We start from the raw sequence: 16,281 nt of genomic DNA on the forward strand, positions 1-16,281 counted from the left end.
CGGTCAGGTCTGTGCCATGTCCACGAATCGCGAATAGTGGCCCTGGAAGGCGACCGTGATCGTGGCCGTCGGACCGTTACGGTGCTTGCCCACGATGATGTCGGCCTCCCCGGCCCGCGGCGACTCCTTCTCGTAGGCGTCCTCGCGGTGCAGCAGGATCACCATGTCCGCGTCCTGCTCGATCGATCCCGACTCACGCAGGTCGGAGACCATGGGCTTCTTGTCCGTACGCTGCTCGGGACCACGGTTGAGCTGTGACAGGGCGATCACCGGCAGCTCCAGCTCCTTGGCCAGCAGCTTCAGGTTTCGCGACATGTCCGAGACTTCTTGCTGACGGCTCTCGGACCGCTTGCCGCCGGACTGCATGAGCTGCAGATAGTCGATGATGACGAGCTTCAGATCGTTGCGCTGCTTCAAGCGCCGACACTTGGCGCGGATCTCCATCATCGACAGGTTCGGGGAGTCGTCGATGTAGAGCGGCGCGGCCGACACGTCCGGCATCCGGCGGGCCAGGCGCGTCCAGTCCTCGTCGGTCATCGTGCCGGAGCGCATGTGGTGAAGGGCCACGCGCGCCTCGGCAGACAGCAGACGCATCGCGATCTCGTTTCGCCCCATCTCGAGCGAGAAGATCACGCTCGGCATGTTGTGCTTGATGGAACAGGCTCGCGCGAAGTCCAGCGCCAGCGTGGACTTACCCATGGCGGGACGGGCCGCGATGATGATCATCTGACCCGGGTGCAGACCGTTGGTCAGCTGGTCGAGATCCGTGAAGCCGGTCGGCACACCGGTCATCTCCCCCGACCGCGAACCGATCGCCTCGATCTCGTCGAGCGCGCCCTCCATGATGTCGCCGAGCGGCAGATAATCCTCGGTCGTGCGCTGCTCGGTGACCGCGAAGATCTCCGCCTGGGCCCTGTTGACGATCTCGTCCACGTCATCGTCGGCCGCGTATCCCATCTGGGTGATGCGGGTGCCGGCCTCGACCAGGCGGCGCAGGACGGCGCGCTCATGGACGATCTCCGCGTAGTACTCGGCGTTCGCCGCCGTCGGCACCGTCTGGACGAGCGTGTGCAGATAGGAGGCGCCGCCCACCTTGGTGATCTCGCCGCGCTTGGTGAGTTCCGCGGCGATGGTGATGGGGTCGGCCGGCTCGCCCTTGGCATAGACGTCGAGGATCGCCTGGTAGATGGTTTCGTGTGCCGGCTTGTAGAAGTCGGGGCCCTTGAGGATCTCGACCACATCGGCGATGGCGTCCTTGGACAGCAGCATGCCGCCGAGAACGGACTGCTCGGCGTCGAGGTCCTGCGGCGGTACGCGTTCGAAGGCCGAGCCCCCGCCGTCCCACTCCCGGTTGTCCCGGCCCCGGTCGTGCCGCTCGTCCCTGCTCCGGTCGCCGTCCGGACGTCGGCGGGAAGGGGGCAGACGATCACTGGGCCCGCTGTCGGCCCACGGGTCGTCCAGGGGCTCGGAAATGCTCACCGAGCGACCTCCTCCCGTCCGCCGAGCGGACCTCGCCGTGCTTCCCATTTCTACGGCACGACACTGACAAATGAGAGGCCCAACTCCGGTTCTGGCGCGTCGGTTTTGCGAGGTTTCCGCGATCAGCCAGGGAGTGGGCGCCGCACCACCGTAGGCCCGTCGGCACCGTCAGCCAATCTGGTTATCCACAGGCCATGTGGACGACGGCCCAGATGCTGTGGAGAACTGCGCAAAACCTGTGCACGACTCGGTGGACAGGCCTGTGAAAAAGACCCTGGCCACCTGTTCACCACCATCCTGACCTGCGCCTTTACCATCCACCGGCTGTGCAGAAGAAAAACTTTCCCGACGGGATCAAGATCATCGAGATCGGCGCACGAGAACACGCCCGACCAGGGAACATGTAATGACTGCAAGTGCTTTGCATCTCTTACCTGTGGAAGATTAGATTGGTGCTCATGACACAGGCTTCCGAGACCACCAAGGCCACCCGGCGTCGGCACGATCGAGAGATCATCATGCTGGCCGTTCCGGCCTTCGGCGCGCTCGTCGCGGAGCCGCTCTTCCTCATGGTCGACACCGCCGTCGTCGGCCACCTCGGCACCGCACAACTGGCCGGTCTCGGGGTCGCCTCGGCCCTCCTCGTCACCGCGGTGAGCGTCTTCGTCTTCCTCGCCTACGCCACCACGGCCGCCGTCGCCCGCCGTGTGGGAGCCGGAGATCTACGGGCCGCCATCCGTCAGGGGCTGGACGGTATCTGGCTGGCCCTGCTGCTGGGAGCGGCAGTCGTCTCCGTCGTCGTCCCCATGGCCCCCACCCTCGTCTCCCTCTTCGGGGCCTCGGACACGGCGGCTCCCCATGCCACGACCTATCTGCGGATCTCGGCCCTCGGCATCCCCGCCATGCTCGTCGTACTCGCCGCCACAGGCGTCCTGCGTGGTCTCCAGGACACGAAGACACCGCTGTACGTCGCCGTGGTGGGCTTCGTCGCCAACGGTGCTCTCAACGCGGGCCTCGTCTACGGTGCCGACCTCGGTATCGCAGGATCCGCCTGGGGCACGGTCATCGCCCAACTCGGCATGGCTGCCGCGTACCTCTGGGTCGTGATCCGCGGCGCCCACAGACACGGCGCCTCGCTGCGCCCGGACATCGCCGGCATACGGGCCTCGGCCCAGGCGGGGGTGCCCCTGCTGGTCCGTACGCTCTCGCTGCGGGCGATCCTCATGATCGCCACCGCGGTGGCCGCCAGGCTCGGGGACGAGGACATCGCGGCACACCAGATCATCCTCTCGCTCTGGAGCCTGCTCGCCTTCGCCCTGGACGCGATCGCCATCGCCGGACAGGCCATCATCGGTCGCTACCTCGGCGCGGGCGACGCCCAAGGAGCCCGCGATGCCTGCCGCCGGATGGTCCAGTGGGGAGTCGCCACGGGTTCCCTGCTCGGACTCCTGGTGGTCGCCGCCCGTCCCCTGTTCATCCCGCTCTTCACGAGCGATCCGTCAGTCCAGGAAGCGGCACTGCCCGCTCTGGTCGTGGTGGCGCTCGCGCAGCCGATCTCCGGCGTCGTCTTCGTGCTCGACGGAGTACTGATGGGCGCGGGAGACAGCCCCTATCTGGCCCGGGCCATGCTCCTCACCCTGGCGGTCTTCGTCCCGACCGCGCTGCTCGTCCCCACCTTCGGTGGTGGTCTGACCGCGCTCTGGGGTGCCATGGCGCTGATGATGGCGACCCGCATGCTGACCCTGTGGCTGCGGTCCCGGTCCGGGCTCTGGATCGTCACAGGTGCGACGCGCTGAGTTCTGGGCGAGGCCCGCGCCGAGAACAGGTCGAAGTCCGCTCCGTTTCACGTGAAACATCGCCGCGTCACGCATATGGGGCCGCACCCTTGGCAGGGTGCGGCCCCATACATCGCTTCAGCGAGCGCGACGCTTAGGCCGCGATGACCTCGATGTTGACCTTGGCGGCAACCTCGGGGTGCAGACGCACGGACGTCTCGTGAGCGCCCAGCGTCTTGATCGGAGCAGCCAGCTCGATGCGGCGCTTGTCGACCTCGGGGCCACCGGAAGCCTTGATCGCGGAAGCGATGTCGGCCGGGGTGACGGAACCGAAGAGACGACCGGCGTCGCCGGAGCGGACGGCCAGACGAACCTTGACGGCCTCGAGCTGGCCCTTGATCTGGTTGGCCTGCTCGATGGTCTGGATCTCGTGGATCTTGCGAGCACGACGGATCTGCTCGACGTCCTTCTCGCCGCCCTTGGTCCAGCGGATCGCGAACTTCCGCGGGATCAGGTAGTTGCGAGCGTAGCCGTCCTTGACGTCGACGACGTCGCCGGCAGCGCCGAGGCCGGAGACCTCGTGGGTGAGGATGATCTTCATGTGTCGGTCACCCTTCCCTTATCGCGCGGTGGACGTGTAGGGCAGCAGCGCCATCTCACGGCTGTTCTTGACGGCCGTGGCGACGTCACGCTGGTGCTGCGTGCAGTTGCCGGTCACGCGGCGGGCACGGATCTTACCGCGGTCGGAAATGAACTTCCGCAGCATGTTCGTGTCCTTGTAGTCCACGTACGTGACCTTGTCCTTGCAGAAAGCGCAGACCTTCTTCTTCGGCTTGCGCACAGGCGGCTTCGCCATGGTGTTTCTCCTGTGTGATCAAGAAGTTTGGGGTACGGCCCCGCCCTCGACCTCGGAGACCGGTGATCCCGGCCACGAGGGCTTAGAAGGGGGGCTCGTCCGAGTAGCCGCCACCGCCGCCGGAGCTTCCGCCCCAGCCGCCGCCACCCTGGTTACCACCGGCGGGAGCGCCGCTGGCCCACGGGTCGTCGGCGGGAGCGCCGCCGCCCTGCTGACCGCCACCGGGGCCACCGCCCCAGCCGCCGCCACCCTGGCCGCCACCGCCACCGCCGCCGTAACCGCCCTGGCCACCGCGGCCGGCACCGCCGGCGGTCTTGGTGACCTTGGCCGTGGCACTGCGCAGGCTGGCGCCGACTTCCTCGACGTCCAGCTCATAGACCGTGCGCTTGACGCCCTCACGGTCCTCGTAGGACCGCTGCTTCAGCCGGCCCTGCACGATGACGCGCATGCCTCGCTGGAGCGACTCGGCGACGTTCTCCGCCGCCTGACGCCAGACCGAGCAGGTCAGGAACAGGCTCTCGCCGTCCTTCCACTCATTGGTCTGACGGTCGAAGGTGCGAGGGGTGGACGCGACACGGAACTTCGCGACCGCCGCACCGGAAGGGGTGAAGCGCAGCTCGGGGTCGTCGACAAGATTGCCGACGACCGTGATGACGGTCTCGCCTGCCATGGGGGTACCTCTCGGCGGGTTTGCTGCTGGCTGCTTGTGCTGCTACTCGGATCCCGGGACCGACTGAGCGAGAAGGCTCAGTGGGTCTCGGGGCGGAGGACCTTGGTCCGGAGGACCGACTCGTTCAGGTTCATCTGGCGGTCGAGCTCCTTGACGACCGCAGGCTCGGCCTGCAGGTCGATGACCGAGTAGATGCCCTCAGGCTTCTTCTTGATCTCGTACGAGAGACGACGACGGCCCCAGGTGTCGACCTTCTCGACCTTTCCGTTGCCCTGACGGACGACGGAGAGGAAGTTCTCGATCAGGGGGGCGACAGCGCGCTCCTCCAGATCGGGGTCGAGGATGACCATCACCTCGTAGTGACGCATGTGGAACCCACCTCCTTTGGACTCAACGGCCACGGTCGTTCCGTGGCAGGAGGGTTGTGATGCGTACGCAACGGTATCGGCAGCCACTGACAATCGGGGGTCCCGAGGGGATCCCTGTCATGGCCTGGGCAGACACCGGTGCAGACGGTACAGACTACCCGCACACCCGCTTCCGGTTGAAATCAAGTGGCGGTGACCGTCAATCTGTACACATCGGGTGTGTATGGCGCTACGATGCGCCGCCTTCCGCAGGAGGTGCCCCATGGCACAGACATTGCGACCCAACATCGCCGGCTCCCTGTTCGCCACCGACGACAAGCCTCACCCAGTGCAGGACACCCTGCTGGCCGTGACGCTCGTGCTCGGGGCGGTCTCTTTCATCACAGCGATGTTCCACCATCTGCACCTGCTCAGTTCCTGGACGGGCCTGGTGGGGATTCTGACCGGCGCGTACGGGCAGTTCATCTCGGAGACGACCCGTGAGCGCTTCGGCCTGATCGTGGGTCTCGGTGCCTCGGCCGTCGGATTCTTCCTCGGCATGGCCCACGGGGGTCTCTTCGGCGGAGTCATCGGCTGACACCGCGGCCCCGGTCGAACAGTCGACGGACGGTGCCCCATGCTGTCCGTGGTCTCACATCGGACCAAGCGGCCGAATAACACCACCTGACGTCCTGACCACGTGCTGGGCGGGCTCCAGGTTCCATACAGCCATTCGGGGCGCCCGCAGGGCGCAGTAGGCTTCGGCGCGAGAGCCGGAGCCCCTGTACCCATGGGGACACACCAGCCCGAGGAGCGCCCCGAATGAGCCTGACCCTGAGGACGATCAGCCGTGAGCAGCATCTGGCATACATCCAGAGCCTGCCCTCGGCTAGCCACATGCAGGTCCCGGCCTGGGCCGACGTCAAGGCCGAGTGGCGCTCCGAGAGCCTCGGGTGGTTCGACGACAGGACAGGCGAGATGGTCGGCGCCGGCCTGGTGCTGTACCGCCAGCTTCCCAAGATCAAGCGTTACCTCGCGTATCTGCCTGAAGGTCCGGTCATCAACTGGTTCGCGCCGAACCTGACCGACTGGCTGGAGCCGATGCTCGCGCACCTCAAGCACCAGGGCGCCTTCTCGGTGAAGATGGGCCCGCCGGTGATCATCCGGCGCTGGGAGGCCACCTCCATCAAGGCGGGCATCCAGAACCCGGACGTGAAGCGCCTGCGCGACATCGAGGCCGACTTCATCGAACCGCGGGCCTTCGAGGTCGCCGACAAGCTGCGCCGCATGGGCTGGCAGCAGGGAGAGGACGGCGGGGCCGGCTTCGGTGACGTACAACCGCGCTACGTCTACCAGGTGCCCCTCGCCAACCGGTCCCTGGAAGAGGTCCACAAGAACTTCAACCAGCTGTGGCGCCGCAACATCAAGAAGGCCGAGAAGGCCGGGGTCGAGGTCGTCCAGGGCGGCTACCACGACCTGGAGGAATGGCAGCGGCTGTACGAGATCACGGCCGTGCGCGACCGCTTCAGGCCCCGCCCGCTGTCGTACTTCCAGCGCATGTGGACGGCCCTCAACACCGAGGACCCCAACCGCATGCGGCTCTATTTCGCCCGGCACAACGGCGTGAACCTCTCTGCAGCGACCATGCTCGTCGTCGGCGGACACGTCTGGTACTCCTACGGCGCCTCGGACAACATCGGTCGTGAGGTCCGGCCGTCGAACGCGATGCAGTGGCGCATGCTGCGCGACGCCTACGCCCTCGGCGCGACCGTCTACGACCTGCGAGGCATCTCCGACTCGCTGGACGAGACCGATCACCTCTTCGGCCTGATCCAGTTCAAGGTGGGCACGGGCGGACAGGCCGCCGAGTACCTCGGTGAGTGGGACTTCCCGCTGAACAAGCTGCTCCACAAGGCGCTCGACATCTACATGTCGCGCCGCTGACATCCCCGTTTTTGCTTCCATACCTCTGATACACCGCAGCCACGAGAAAGGTTCCGGGACCGTCCATGGCGCTCACGCTGTACGTCGACACCGCGCGCTGGCGGGCACACCACAAGCACGTTCAGGAGCAGTTCCCGGGACTCGTCCCCGTCTGCAAGGGCAACGGCTACGGCTTCGGGCACGAGAAGCTGGCGGAAGAGGCCACGCGTCTCGGGTCGGACATCCTCGCCGTCGGCACCACGTACGAGGCCGCCCGGATCAAGGACTGGTTCAGCGGCGACCTGCTGGTGCTGACCCCCTACCGGCGCGCCGAAGAGCCCGTCCCCCTGCCCGACCGCGTCATCCGCTCCGTGTCGTCGGTCGACGGCGTGTACGGCCTCGTGGGTGCCCGCGTCGTCATCGAGGTCATGTCCTCGATGAAGCGGCACGGGGTGAGCGAGCAGGAACTGCCCCAGCTCCACGCGGCCATAGAGAACGTGCGCCTGGAGGGCTTCGCCATCCACCTGCCACTGGACCGCACCGACGGCTCGGACGCCGTCGAGGAGGTCATCGGCTGGATGGACCGGCTCCGGGCGGCTCGTCTGCCGCTGCACACCATGTTCGTCAGCCACCTCAAGTCCGAGGACCTCATCCGCCTCCAGCAGCAGTTCCCGCAGACCCGCTTCCGTGCCCGCATCGGCACACGGCTGTGGCTGGGCGACCACGAGGCGACCGAGTACCGCGGTGCGGTGCTGGATGTCACCCGCGTCGCCAAGGGGGACCGTTTCGGCTACCGGCAGCAGAAGGCGGCCTCCGACGGCTTCCTGGTCGTCGTGGCGGGCGGTACGTCGCACGGAGTGGGTCTGGAGGCCCCGAAGGCCCTGCACGGCGTCATGCCGCGCGCCAAGGGCGTCGCCCGGGCGGGCCTCGCCACGGTCAACCGGAACCTTTCTCCTTTCGTATGGGGCGGCAAGCAGCGCTGGTTCGCCGAGCCTCCACACATGCAGGTGTCGATCCTCTTCGTACCGTCGGACGCCCCGGAGCCGAAGGTCGGCGAGGAACTCGTGGCCCATCTGCGACACACCACCACGCAGTTCGACCGGATCGTCGACCGCTGATACCCCGCCCCCGAGGGCGGAGGAGCCGGGCGCCGAGCAGATCAGCTCCGCAAGGTCGCATACGAAAGGCCGTACACGCGATGTCGTGTACGGCCTTTCGCGTCTGTCATTCGCCCCGCGTCGTCCCAGGAGCGCCTCTCCCGCTCTGTTCGCTCAGAGCGAACCACCACCCGGGCCACTACCTCCCCACTCGACCTGAGGCCCTTCGAAGGGCATCGCGTGCCTCGGAGGTCGGGCGGCCGCACCGAACACATGGAGATCCTCCGCGCCGTCGAGGACTCCTCCGGAGGGATCGTCGTCACCGGCCCTGCGCACCACGTCCCGTTCGGGCATGAAGATGTCGCACACGACGACGACACACAGATAGAGCGTGCCCAACAGGTGGGCCATGATGGCGAGTTGGTAGCCCTCGGCAGGCAGACCCTTGTGAGCGTCTCCGCTGGTCGTGTAGGCGAGATACATCCAGATCCCCAGGAAGTAGGCCACCTCGCAGGCCTGCCAGATCAGGAAGTCCCGCCAGCGGGGCCGGGCCAGGGCGGCGAGCGGGACCAGCCAGAGCACGTACTGCGGCGAGTAGACCTTGTTGGTCAGGATGAAGGCCGCGACGATCAGGAAGGCGAGCTGCGCGAAGCGGGGGCGGCGTGGGGCAGTGAGCGTGAGCGCGACGATGCCGGCGCAGACGATCACCATCGAGACCATCGCGTACGCGTTCGCCGTCTCGGCGGTGATCTGGATGTTGAGCCGTTGCGAGATGACAAGGAAGAACGAACCGAAGTCCACACCGCGCTCCTGGCTGAAACGGTAGAACTTCGACCATCCGTCAGGTGCCAGCAGCATCACCGGGAGGTTCACCGCGAGCCAGGCCCCGACGGCCCCGAGCAGCGCGGTCGCGAACGCGCGCCACTTGCCCGCTCGCCAGCACAACACGAAGAGCGGTCCGAGCACCAGGAACGGGTAGAACTTGGCGGCCGTGGCGAGCCCGATCAGCACACCGAAGGCGAGGGGGCGCCGACGCGACCACATCAGCATCGCGGCGGCCAGCAGGGCCACCGCCAGGAGGTCCCAGTTGATGGTGGCGGTCAGGGCGAATGCGGGCGCGAGGGCCACCAGAAGGCCGTCCCACGGGCGCCGGCGGTGAATGCGCGCGCAGCAGACCGCGATGACCGCCGCACACACCATCAGCATCCCGGCGTTGACCATCCAGTACCACTGCTCCTGGTCCTGGATGGTGCCGCTGCCGGGGGTGAGCCAGGCGGCGACCTCCATGAACACGCCGGTCAGTACCGGGTACTCCAGGTACTCCATGTCGCCGGGGATCTTGTCGAAGTACGGTACGAGGCCGTCCGCGAAGCCACGGCCCTGGTACAGATGCGGGATGTCCGAGTAGCAGGCGTGCGTGTACTGGGAGCTGGCCCCGAAGAACCAGGCGCCGTCGTAGCAGGGCAGCTTCTGCACCATGCCCAGCGCGAACATGCCGATGGCCACCAGTGCGACGACCCGCACCGGCGTCCACCAGGACGTGCCGAGCAGCGCTCGGCGCCCGATCGGGCCGCCGATCAGCTCACTGCCGTTCGCAGCGACCTCGTCCTCCTTGGTGGGCCGCACCGGCTCCGGTTCGTCCGTGCTCACTCGCGTCGTCTCTGCTGCACTGGGCATGCCGCACATCCTGCCGTACGCACCTAGGGATACACCGAGGACCACCGCATCCCGTTGTGTCCGGCGGTCCATGTTTCACGTGAAACATGGACCGCTTCTTCATCGTGTTCGGGCGGGATACGGCATGGGCCACCGCACCTGGTCGGTGCGGTGGCCCATGTTTCACGTGAAACAGATTCTGCCGGGCGGGGAGCTAGCCTTCGTTGCCTCCGAAGAGCCCGCCGTTCTGATTGCCTCTCGAATCGTCCTCCGACTCCGTAGGCGAGGCGGTCACCCCGCCATCGATTCCACCGGTGTCCGTGCCACCCGTGTCGGTACCGCCGGTCTCCTCGCAGTTGGGGTTGAACGGGTTGCGGCAGGTCTCGCTGGGGGTCGGCGAGGGCAGAGCCTCGCTCTCGGTGGGCGTCGGGCTCGGCTCGGGCGACTCCTCCTCCGACTCGGTCACCGTCGGGGTCGGCGTCGGGTCCGGGTCCTCGTTGACGATGACACCGATCGGCTCCGGCTCCGGGAAGTCCTCCGCCGGCTGGCCCCTGAGCGCGTCCTCCATGTAGTCGTGCCAGATCTCGGCCGGGAACGAGGCGCCGTGGATCGTCTCCTGGCCACCCGTGCCGTACATCTCCAGGAACGTGCGGTTCTTGTTCGACTCGTCGTCGTCCATGCGATACATGCTGATCGCCGTCGACAACTGCGGGGTGTACCCGACGAACCAGGCCGACTTGTTGCCGTCGGTGGTGCCGGTCTTGCCCGCCACCTCGCGGCCGGGCAGCTGAGCCGACGTACCAGTTCCCTCGTCGACGACGGTCTTGAGGACGTCGGTCACGTTGTCGGCGACCTCCGAGGTGAAGGCCCGCTTGGTGTCGGCGATGTCGTCGTGGTCGAACCGGGTCAGCCCCTCGTACTCGACGGACTTCACCGAGAACGGCTCGTTCTGCTTGCCACTCGCCGCGAAGGTCGCGTACGAGCCCGCCATACGGATCGCACTCGGGTCGGAGATACCGATCGAGAAGGACGGGAAGCTCGTGCCCGTGAGGCTGCCCTCCTTGAGGCCTGCCTCCATGGCCGCCTCCTTCACCCGGTCCAGGCCGACGTCCATGCCCAGCTGGACGTACGGGGAGTTCGCCGAGACTCGCATCGCCTCACGGAGATCGATCTGGTACTTCGGCGGGCTGCCGTACGACTCGTCGCCGTCGTTGGCCTGCAGCCACTCCTCGCCCTCTTCGTTGGTCCAGATGTCGCCGTTGTAGTCCCTGATCTTGAGGTTGTTCTTACCGCTGTAGAGACTCTTCGGCGAGACGATGGTCCGTTCGTCCTGCGCCTGGTCCGGATCGAGGTCCGGGTCGCGCTTGCCCCAGGTCATGGCCGCCGCCAGGACGTAGGGCTTGAACACCGAGCCGACCTGCGCTCCGGTGACGTCGGCGTTGTTGGTGAAGTGCTTGGTGGCGTCCACGCCACCGTAGATCGCCTCGATGGCGCCCGACTTCGGATTCACCGACGCGCCACCGAACTGCACGTGAGTGTCGGTCTTCGGGCGCAGGTCCGGCTTGATGTTCTCCTTGCGGACCTTCGTCACGGCCTTTTCGAGTTCCTTGACCTTCTTCCTGTCGAAGGTCGTGTGGATCTCGTAGCCGCCCTGCTCGAGCTGCTTCTGCGTGATGTCGGTGTTGTTGAGGATGTAGCCCTTGGCTGTGTCGACCAGGTAGCCGATCTGCCCGCCGAGCTGTGCGTTGGAGCGGGGACGCTGGATCTTGGGAAAGTTGGGGTACTTGGCCGCCTCGGCCGCGGACAGATGCTTGTCCTTGACCATCTCGTTGAGGATCCAGCTCCAGCGTTCCGTGGCACGCTTGGTGTTGGCATCCGGCGTGGCGGCCGGGTCGATCGACGTCGCACCCGCCGGGTCGTAGTACGTGGCACCCTTGAGCACCGCGGCGAGAAAGGCGCACTCGCTGGGGTTGAGCTTCTCCGCGTCCTTGCCGAAGTAGGTACGGGCGGCCGCCTGGAGACCATAGGCGCCACGGCCGAAGTAGGCCGTGTTCAGGTAGCCGCGCATGATCTCGTCCTTGTCGACGGAGGCGCCCACCTTCACCGAGATGAAGAGTTCCTTCACCTTCCGGGACAGCGTCTGCGACTGGTCGTCGAGCATGGCGTTCTTCACGTACTGCTGGGTGATGGTCGAGCCACCCTGCGTCTGACCGCCCTTGGCCATGTTGACGACGGCACGGGCGATTCCCATCGGGTCGACGCCGCTGTCGGTCTCGAACGTCTTGTTCTCGGCCGACATGACGGCGTAGCGCATCGCCTTGGGGATCTTCTCGTACGCGATGATCTGGCGGTTGACCTCGCCACCCGTCGCGACCATCTGCGAGCCGTCCGACCAGTAGTAGACGTTGTTCTGCGCCGTCGCGGCCTGAGCCGGGTCGGGTACCGCCACCACTGCGTATCCGATGCCCGCGGCCGCCACGAGGCAGCCGAAGAAACCGATGAACAGCCCTGTCACCTGGCGCCAGGAGGGCACCCACCGCATCGCCCCGTACTTGCCGGCGCGCGGATAGTCGATAAAGCGCTGTTTGCCAGGTGGAGCGGCGCGCCCTCGGCCACGACCCGGCCCACGCCCTGCGGGCTCGGCCGTTCTACGACGGCCACCGCCCGCACCCACGCCGGTGCTTCTCTGCGCCGCACGTCGCGTAGCCGCGCGGCCCTCGTACGGGGACTCCTCACCTCCCGCACCATAGGTATCGGAAAGTGACCCGGTGGCGCCCCGCGGTGCCGCGCGGCGACCGGAGGACGCCGACTGGCCGCGTCGGGCCGCGGCACGTCCGCCTCCCTGCGGCTGCGGCGGTTTGCGACGGTGCTCGCTCATCGAACGACTACTCCTCGGGCAGGCGCATCCGTGCGCGCCTGGAAACGGCGGCTGGTTTCCGGTCCCCCCGAAGTACGGATGCGGTCGTGTAGCCATTCATCCGTACCGCACCCAGGACGACGACGTGCTCATACGTCACTCGGTTCCCGGTGGTGTGCATGCCGCACAGACTACGCACCGCCCAAACCCACCGGGCACTTAACTTCATCCCAAATCAGGCAACTTGCTTCCTACTAATTGGTGATGTGACCCCGTTCACCGGATCCCCACTTGTCGCATCCGTAGGGGCGTTCTATCGTCGTGATGTATCGAGTCGATACATCAGCTCGGCATACAGCGTGCCGACAGGGCCAGCGGGAGACGGGAGGCGACGATGAGCCGGCGCTCCGGGATACTCGAGTTCGCCGTCCTCGGCCTGCTCCGCGAAGCCCCGATGCACGGCTATGAGCTGCGCAAACGACTCAACACGTCGTTGGGCGTGTTCCGGGCCTTCAGCTACGGGACGCTCTACCCCTGCCTCAAGACGCTGGTCGCCAACGGCTGGTTGATCGAGGAACCGGCCAGTACCCCGGAGGATGCTGCCGCCGTCCCGCTCACGGGTCGCCGCGCCAAGATCGTCTACCGGTTGACGGCGGAAGGTAAGGAGCACTTCGAGGAGCTGCTCTCGCAGACGGGTCCCGACGCCTACGAGGACGAGCACTTCGCCGCTCGTTTCGCGTTCTTCGGGCAGACCTCCCGGGATGTGCGGATGCGCGTCCTGGAGGGCCGTCGCAGCCGTTTGGAAGAACGGCTGGAGAAGATGCGCGTCTCTCTGACGCGCACCCGCGAGCGCCTCGACGACTACACGCTTGAGCTCCAGCGCCACGGGATGGAGTCCGTGGAGCGCGAAGTGCGCTGGCTGAACGAGCTCATCGAGAGCGAGCGGGCGGGCCGGGACCTGAAGGGTCCCGGCCACGGAGAGCCCGCTCGCGACACCACAGAGGGAGCGCCGGGCGCCCTGCCCCGGACCGGGGACGCCCCCGGTCCGGATGCGCCCGGCGACACCACCACGTGAGGTCCCTGCCAGGACCTCACTCGTACACACAGGGAGCAACCGGAATGGGTTCGGTTCGCGTAGCCGTCGTCGGCGTGGGCAACTGCGCAGCGTCGCTGGTGCAGGGAGTCGAGTACTACAAGGACGCCGACCCGGCGTCCAAGGTCCCGGGTCTCATGCACGTGCAGTTCGGGGACTACCACGTCCGTGACGTGGAGTTCGTCGCCGCCTTCGACGTCGACGCCAAGAAGGTCGGTCTGGACCTCGCGGACGCCATCGGCGCCTCCGAGAACAACACGATCAAGATCTGCGACGTGCCGAGCACCGGTGTGACCGTGCAGCGCGGCCACACGCTGGACGGCCTCGGCAAGTACTACCGCGAGACCATCGAGGAGTCCGCCGAGGCTCCGGTCGACGTGGTGCAGGTCCTCAAGGACAAGCAGGTCGATGTCCTCGTCTGCTACCTGCCCGTGGGTTCCGAGGACGCGGCGAAGTTCTACGCCCAGTGCGCCATCGACGCCAAGGTCGCCTTCGTCAACGCCCTGCCGGTCTTCATCGCCGGCACCAAGGAGTGGGCGGACAAGTTCACCGAGGCGGGCGTCCCGATCGTCGGTGACGACATCAAGTCCCAGGTGGGCGCCACCATCACACACCGCGTCATGGCGAAGCTGTTCGAGGACCGTGGCGTGGTCCTGGACCGCACGATGCAGCTGAACGTCGGCGGCAACATGGACTTCAAGAACATGCTCGAGCGTGACCGCCTGGAGTCGAAGAAGATCTCCAAGACCCAGGCAGTCACTTCCCAGATCCCCGACCGGGAGCTCGGCGAGAAGAACGTCCACATCGGCCCGTCGGACTACGTCGCCTGGCTCGACGACCGCAAGTGGGCGTACGTCCGTCTCGAGGGCCGCGCCTTCGGTGACGTCCCGCTGAACCTGGAGTACAAGCTCGAGGTCTGGGACTCCCCGAACTCCGCCGGCGTCATCATCGACGCTCTGCGCGCCGCGAAGATCGCCAAGGACCGTGGCATCGGCGGCCCGATCCTGTCGGCGTCGTCGTACTTCATGAAGTCCCCGCCGGTGCAGTACTTCGACGACCAGGCCCGTGAGAACGTCGAAAAGTTCATCAAGGGCGAGGTCGAGCGCTGACCACGCGCTCGTAGTGGGCCGTTGAGGGTCCCCGGGGCAGGCGCTCCGGGGACCCTCCCCGTATGTGAGGCTGTGCCCCATGTCCGTCGTGCGCGACCTGCGCGTCCTGCTCCGTTTCCGGGACTTCCGGCGTCTGCTCGCGGTACGGCTGCTGTCCCAGGGAGCCGACGGCGTCTATCAGGTCGCGCTGGCCACGTACGTCGTCTTCTCACCCGAGAAGCAGACGTCGGCAGCCGCGATTGCCTCCGCGATGGCGGTCCTCCTTCTTCCGTACTCCCTCGTCGGCCCCTTCGCCGGCGTCCTGCTCGACCGTTGGCGACGACGCCAGGTGCTGCTGTACGGAAACCTGCTCCGCGCTCTCCTGGCTTCGGTGACGGCAGTCCTGATCCTGGCCCATGTGCCCGACTGGCTCTTCTACGTCTCCGCGCTCTGCGTCACGGCGGTCAATCGCTTCGTCCTGGCAGGCCTCTCCGCCGCACTGCCCCGAGTGGTGGACGCCGACCGCCTCGTGGTCGCCAACTCGCTCTCACCGACAGCCGGGACGCTCGCCGCGACCGCCGGCGGCGGACTCGCCTTCGTCGTACGCCTGGCGGCGTCGGAATCCGACGCCGCAGTGGTCCTCCTGGGTGCTGGCCTCTATCTGTGTTCGGCGCTGGCCTCGCTGCGTATCACCCGAGAACTGCTGGGCCCGGATCCCGAGCTGGTGCAGCCACGACTGGGCGCCGCCCTGGCCGGCACCGCGCGAGGTCTGGCAGCGGGTGTACGGCATCTCGCCGAGCCTGGCCGGCGGGCGGCTGCGTGGGCCCTGGCCTCGATGACGCTGATGCGGTTCTGCTACGGCGCCCTGACGGTCATGGTGCTCATGCTCTGCCGTTACGCCTGGTCGTCCGACAGCTCCGGCGTGTCCGACTCCGAGGAAGGGCTCGCCCTCCTCGGTCTCGCCGTGGGCATCTCGGGAGCGGGATTCTTTACAGCGGCGGTGATCACGCCCTGGGCCGCAGGCCGGCTGGGCCCCGGCCTGTGGATCGTCGCCTGCTCCGCGGCCGCCGCCGTGCTGGAACCGGCACTTGGCCTGCCCTTCACGGAAGTGCCCATACTGATCGCGGCGTTCGTCCTGGGTCTGGTCACACAGGGGGCGAAGATCTCGACGGACACGATCGTCCAGTCGTCGGTCGAGGATGGATACCGGGGCCGGATCTTCTCCCTGTACGACGTCCTGTTCAACATCGCCTTCGTCGGCGCCGCTGCCGTGGCCGCCCTGATGCTCCCACCAGACGGCCGCTCGGCCGCTCTCGTGATCACTGTTGCGGTGATCTACGGATCGATCGCTGTGGCCATGGCCCGCTTCGGTGTGATGCAGCAGCGCTGATGCGGAACGAGCGATGTTTCACGTGAAACATCGCTCTCTGTTTCACGTGA

The 16,281-nt window shown here is 66.9% G+C and carries 14 protein-coding genes; 7 read left to right on the forward strand and 7 right to left on the reverse strand.

Features of this window, described 5'->3' with window-relative positions; translation table 11 throughout:
- Positions 1–3: 3 nt before the first annotated feature.
- Complete coding sequence (dnaB, locus tag GWK25_RS41850) at positions 4–1,479, reverse strand: replicative DNA helicase (protein WP_184906398.1); 1,476 nt, start codon at positions 1,477–1,479, stop codon at positions 4–6.
- Positions 1,480–1,928: 449 nt separating this feature from the next.
- Between dnaB and GWK25_RS41855 the strand changes: the two genes are divergently transcribed.
- The gene (locus GWK25_RS41855) at positions 1,929–3,275 is read left to right on the forward strand and encodes an MATE family efflux transporter (protein WP_374200679.1); all 1,347 of its coding nucleotides are present in this window, start codon (positions 1,929–1,931) and stop codon (positions 3,273–3,275) included.
- A gap of 133 nt (positions 3,276–3,408) precedes the next feature.
- On the opposite strand, the gene rplI is transcribed toward GWK25_RS41855, so the two are convergent.
- From rplI to rpsF, 4 genes are all read right to left on the reverse strand, one after another.
- Entirely contained in the window at positions 3,409–3,855 is a 447-nt protein-coding gene (gene rplI, locus GWK25_RS41860) for a 50S ribosomal protein L9 (RefSeq protein WP_184906394.1), read from the reverse strand.
- Between the two features lie 18 nt (positions 3,856–3,873).
- A complete protein-coding gene (gene rpsR / locus GWK25_RS41865) occupies positions 3,874–4,110 on the reverse strand; it encodes a 30S ribosomal protein S18 (protein ID WP_003949403.1) in 237 nt (78 codons plus the stop codon).
- An 82-nt stretch (positions 4,111–4,192) separates the two neighbouring features.
- Positions 4,193–4,780 (reverse strand): single-stranded DNA-binding protein, encoded by a 588-nt coding sequence (locus GWK25_RS41870; protein WP_215456920.1) that lies wholly within the window; start codon positions 4,778–4,780, stop codon positions 4,193–4,195.
- A gap of 77 nt (positions 4,781–4,857) precedes the next feature.
- Positions 4,858–5,148: a 30S ribosomal protein S6 gene (rpsF, locus tag GWK25_RS41875; protein ID WP_215456922.1), complete on the reverse strand. Its 291-nt coding sequence runs from the start codon at positions 5,146–5,148 to the stop codon at positions 4,858–4,860.
- Between the two features lie 262 nt (positions 5,149–5,410).
- Between rpsF and GWK25_RS41880 the strand changes: the two genes are divergently transcribed.
- From GWK25_RS41880 to GWK25_RS41890, 3 genes are all read left to right on the forward strand, one after another.
- On the forward strand, positions 5,411–5,725 hold the full coding sequence (locus tag GWK25_RS41880; RefSeq protein ID WP_005482944.1) for a hypothetical protein: 315 nt from the start codon (positions 5,411–5,413) through the stop codon (positions 5,723–5,725).
- A gap of 224 nt (positions 5,726–5,949) precedes the next feature.
- Positions 5,950–7,071, forward strand: coding sequence for a peptidoglycan bridge formation glycyltransferase FemA/FemB family protein (gene femX / locus GWK25_RS41885; RefSeq protein ID WP_215456924.1), 1,122 nt, complete (start codon positions 5,950–5,952; stop codon positions 7,069–7,071).
- Between the two features lie 65 nt (positions 7,072–7,136).
- Positions 7,137–8,168 (forward strand): alanine racemase, encoded by a 1,032-nt coding sequence (locus GWK25_RS41890; protein WP_033530670.1) that lies wholly within the window; start codon positions 7,137–7,139, stop codon positions 8,166–8,168.
- A gap of 153 nt (positions 8,169–8,321) precedes the next feature.
- On the opposite strand, the gene GWK25_RS41895 is transcribed toward GWK25_RS41890, so the two are convergent.
- Together GWK25_RS41895 and GWK25_RS41900 are read right to left on the reverse strand one after the other, a co-directional pair.
- Positions 8,322–9,824 (reverse strand): glycosyltransferase family 87 protein, encoded by a 1,503-nt coding sequence (locus GWK25_RS41895; protein WP_374200680.1) that lies wholly within the window; start codon positions 9,822–9,824, stop codon positions 8,322–8,324.
- Between the two features lie 193 nt (positions 9,825–10,017).
- Complete coding sequence (locus tag GWK25_RS41900) at positions 10,018–12,681, reverse strand: transglycosylase domain-containing protein (protein ID WP_215456930.1); 2,664 nt, start codon at positions 12,679–12,681, stop codon at positions 10,018–10,020.
- A gap of 373 nt (positions 12,682–13,054) precedes the next feature.
- Between GWK25_RS41900 and GWK25_RS41905 the strand changes: the two genes are divergently transcribed.
- The 3 genes from GWK25_RS41905 to GWK25_RS41915 all read left to right on the forward strand — a co-directional run bounded on the left by GWK25_RS41905 (position 13,055) and on the right by GWK25_RS41915 (position 16,231).
- Complete coding sequence (locus GWK25_RS41905) at positions 13,055–13,735, forward strand: PadR family transcriptional regulator (RefSeq protein WP_215456931.1); 681 nt, start codon at positions 13,055–13,057, stop codon at positions 13,733–13,735.
- Positions 13,736–13,779: 44 nt separating this feature from the next.
- The gene (locus tag GWK25_RS41910; RefSeq protein WP_184906379.1) at positions 13,780–14,862 is read left to right on the forward strand and encodes an inositol-3-phosphate synthase; all 1,083 of its coding nucleotides are present in this window, start codon (positions 13,780–13,782) and stop codon (positions 14,860–14,862) included.
- A 79-nt stretch (positions 14,863–14,941) separates the two neighbouring features.
- Positions 14,942–16,231, forward strand: a complete 1,290-nt coding sequence (locus GWK25_RS41915; protein WP_215456932.1) for an MFS transporter — start codon at positions 14,942–14,944, stop codon at positions 16,229–16,231.
- The last annotated feature ends 50 nt before the right edge of the window (positions 16,232–16,281 follow it).

The organism is Streptomyces sp. ATCC 21386 (assembly GCF_018728545.1).
Classification (GTDB): Bacteria; Actinomycetota; Actinomycetes; order Streptomycetales; family Streptomycetaceae; genus Streptomyces.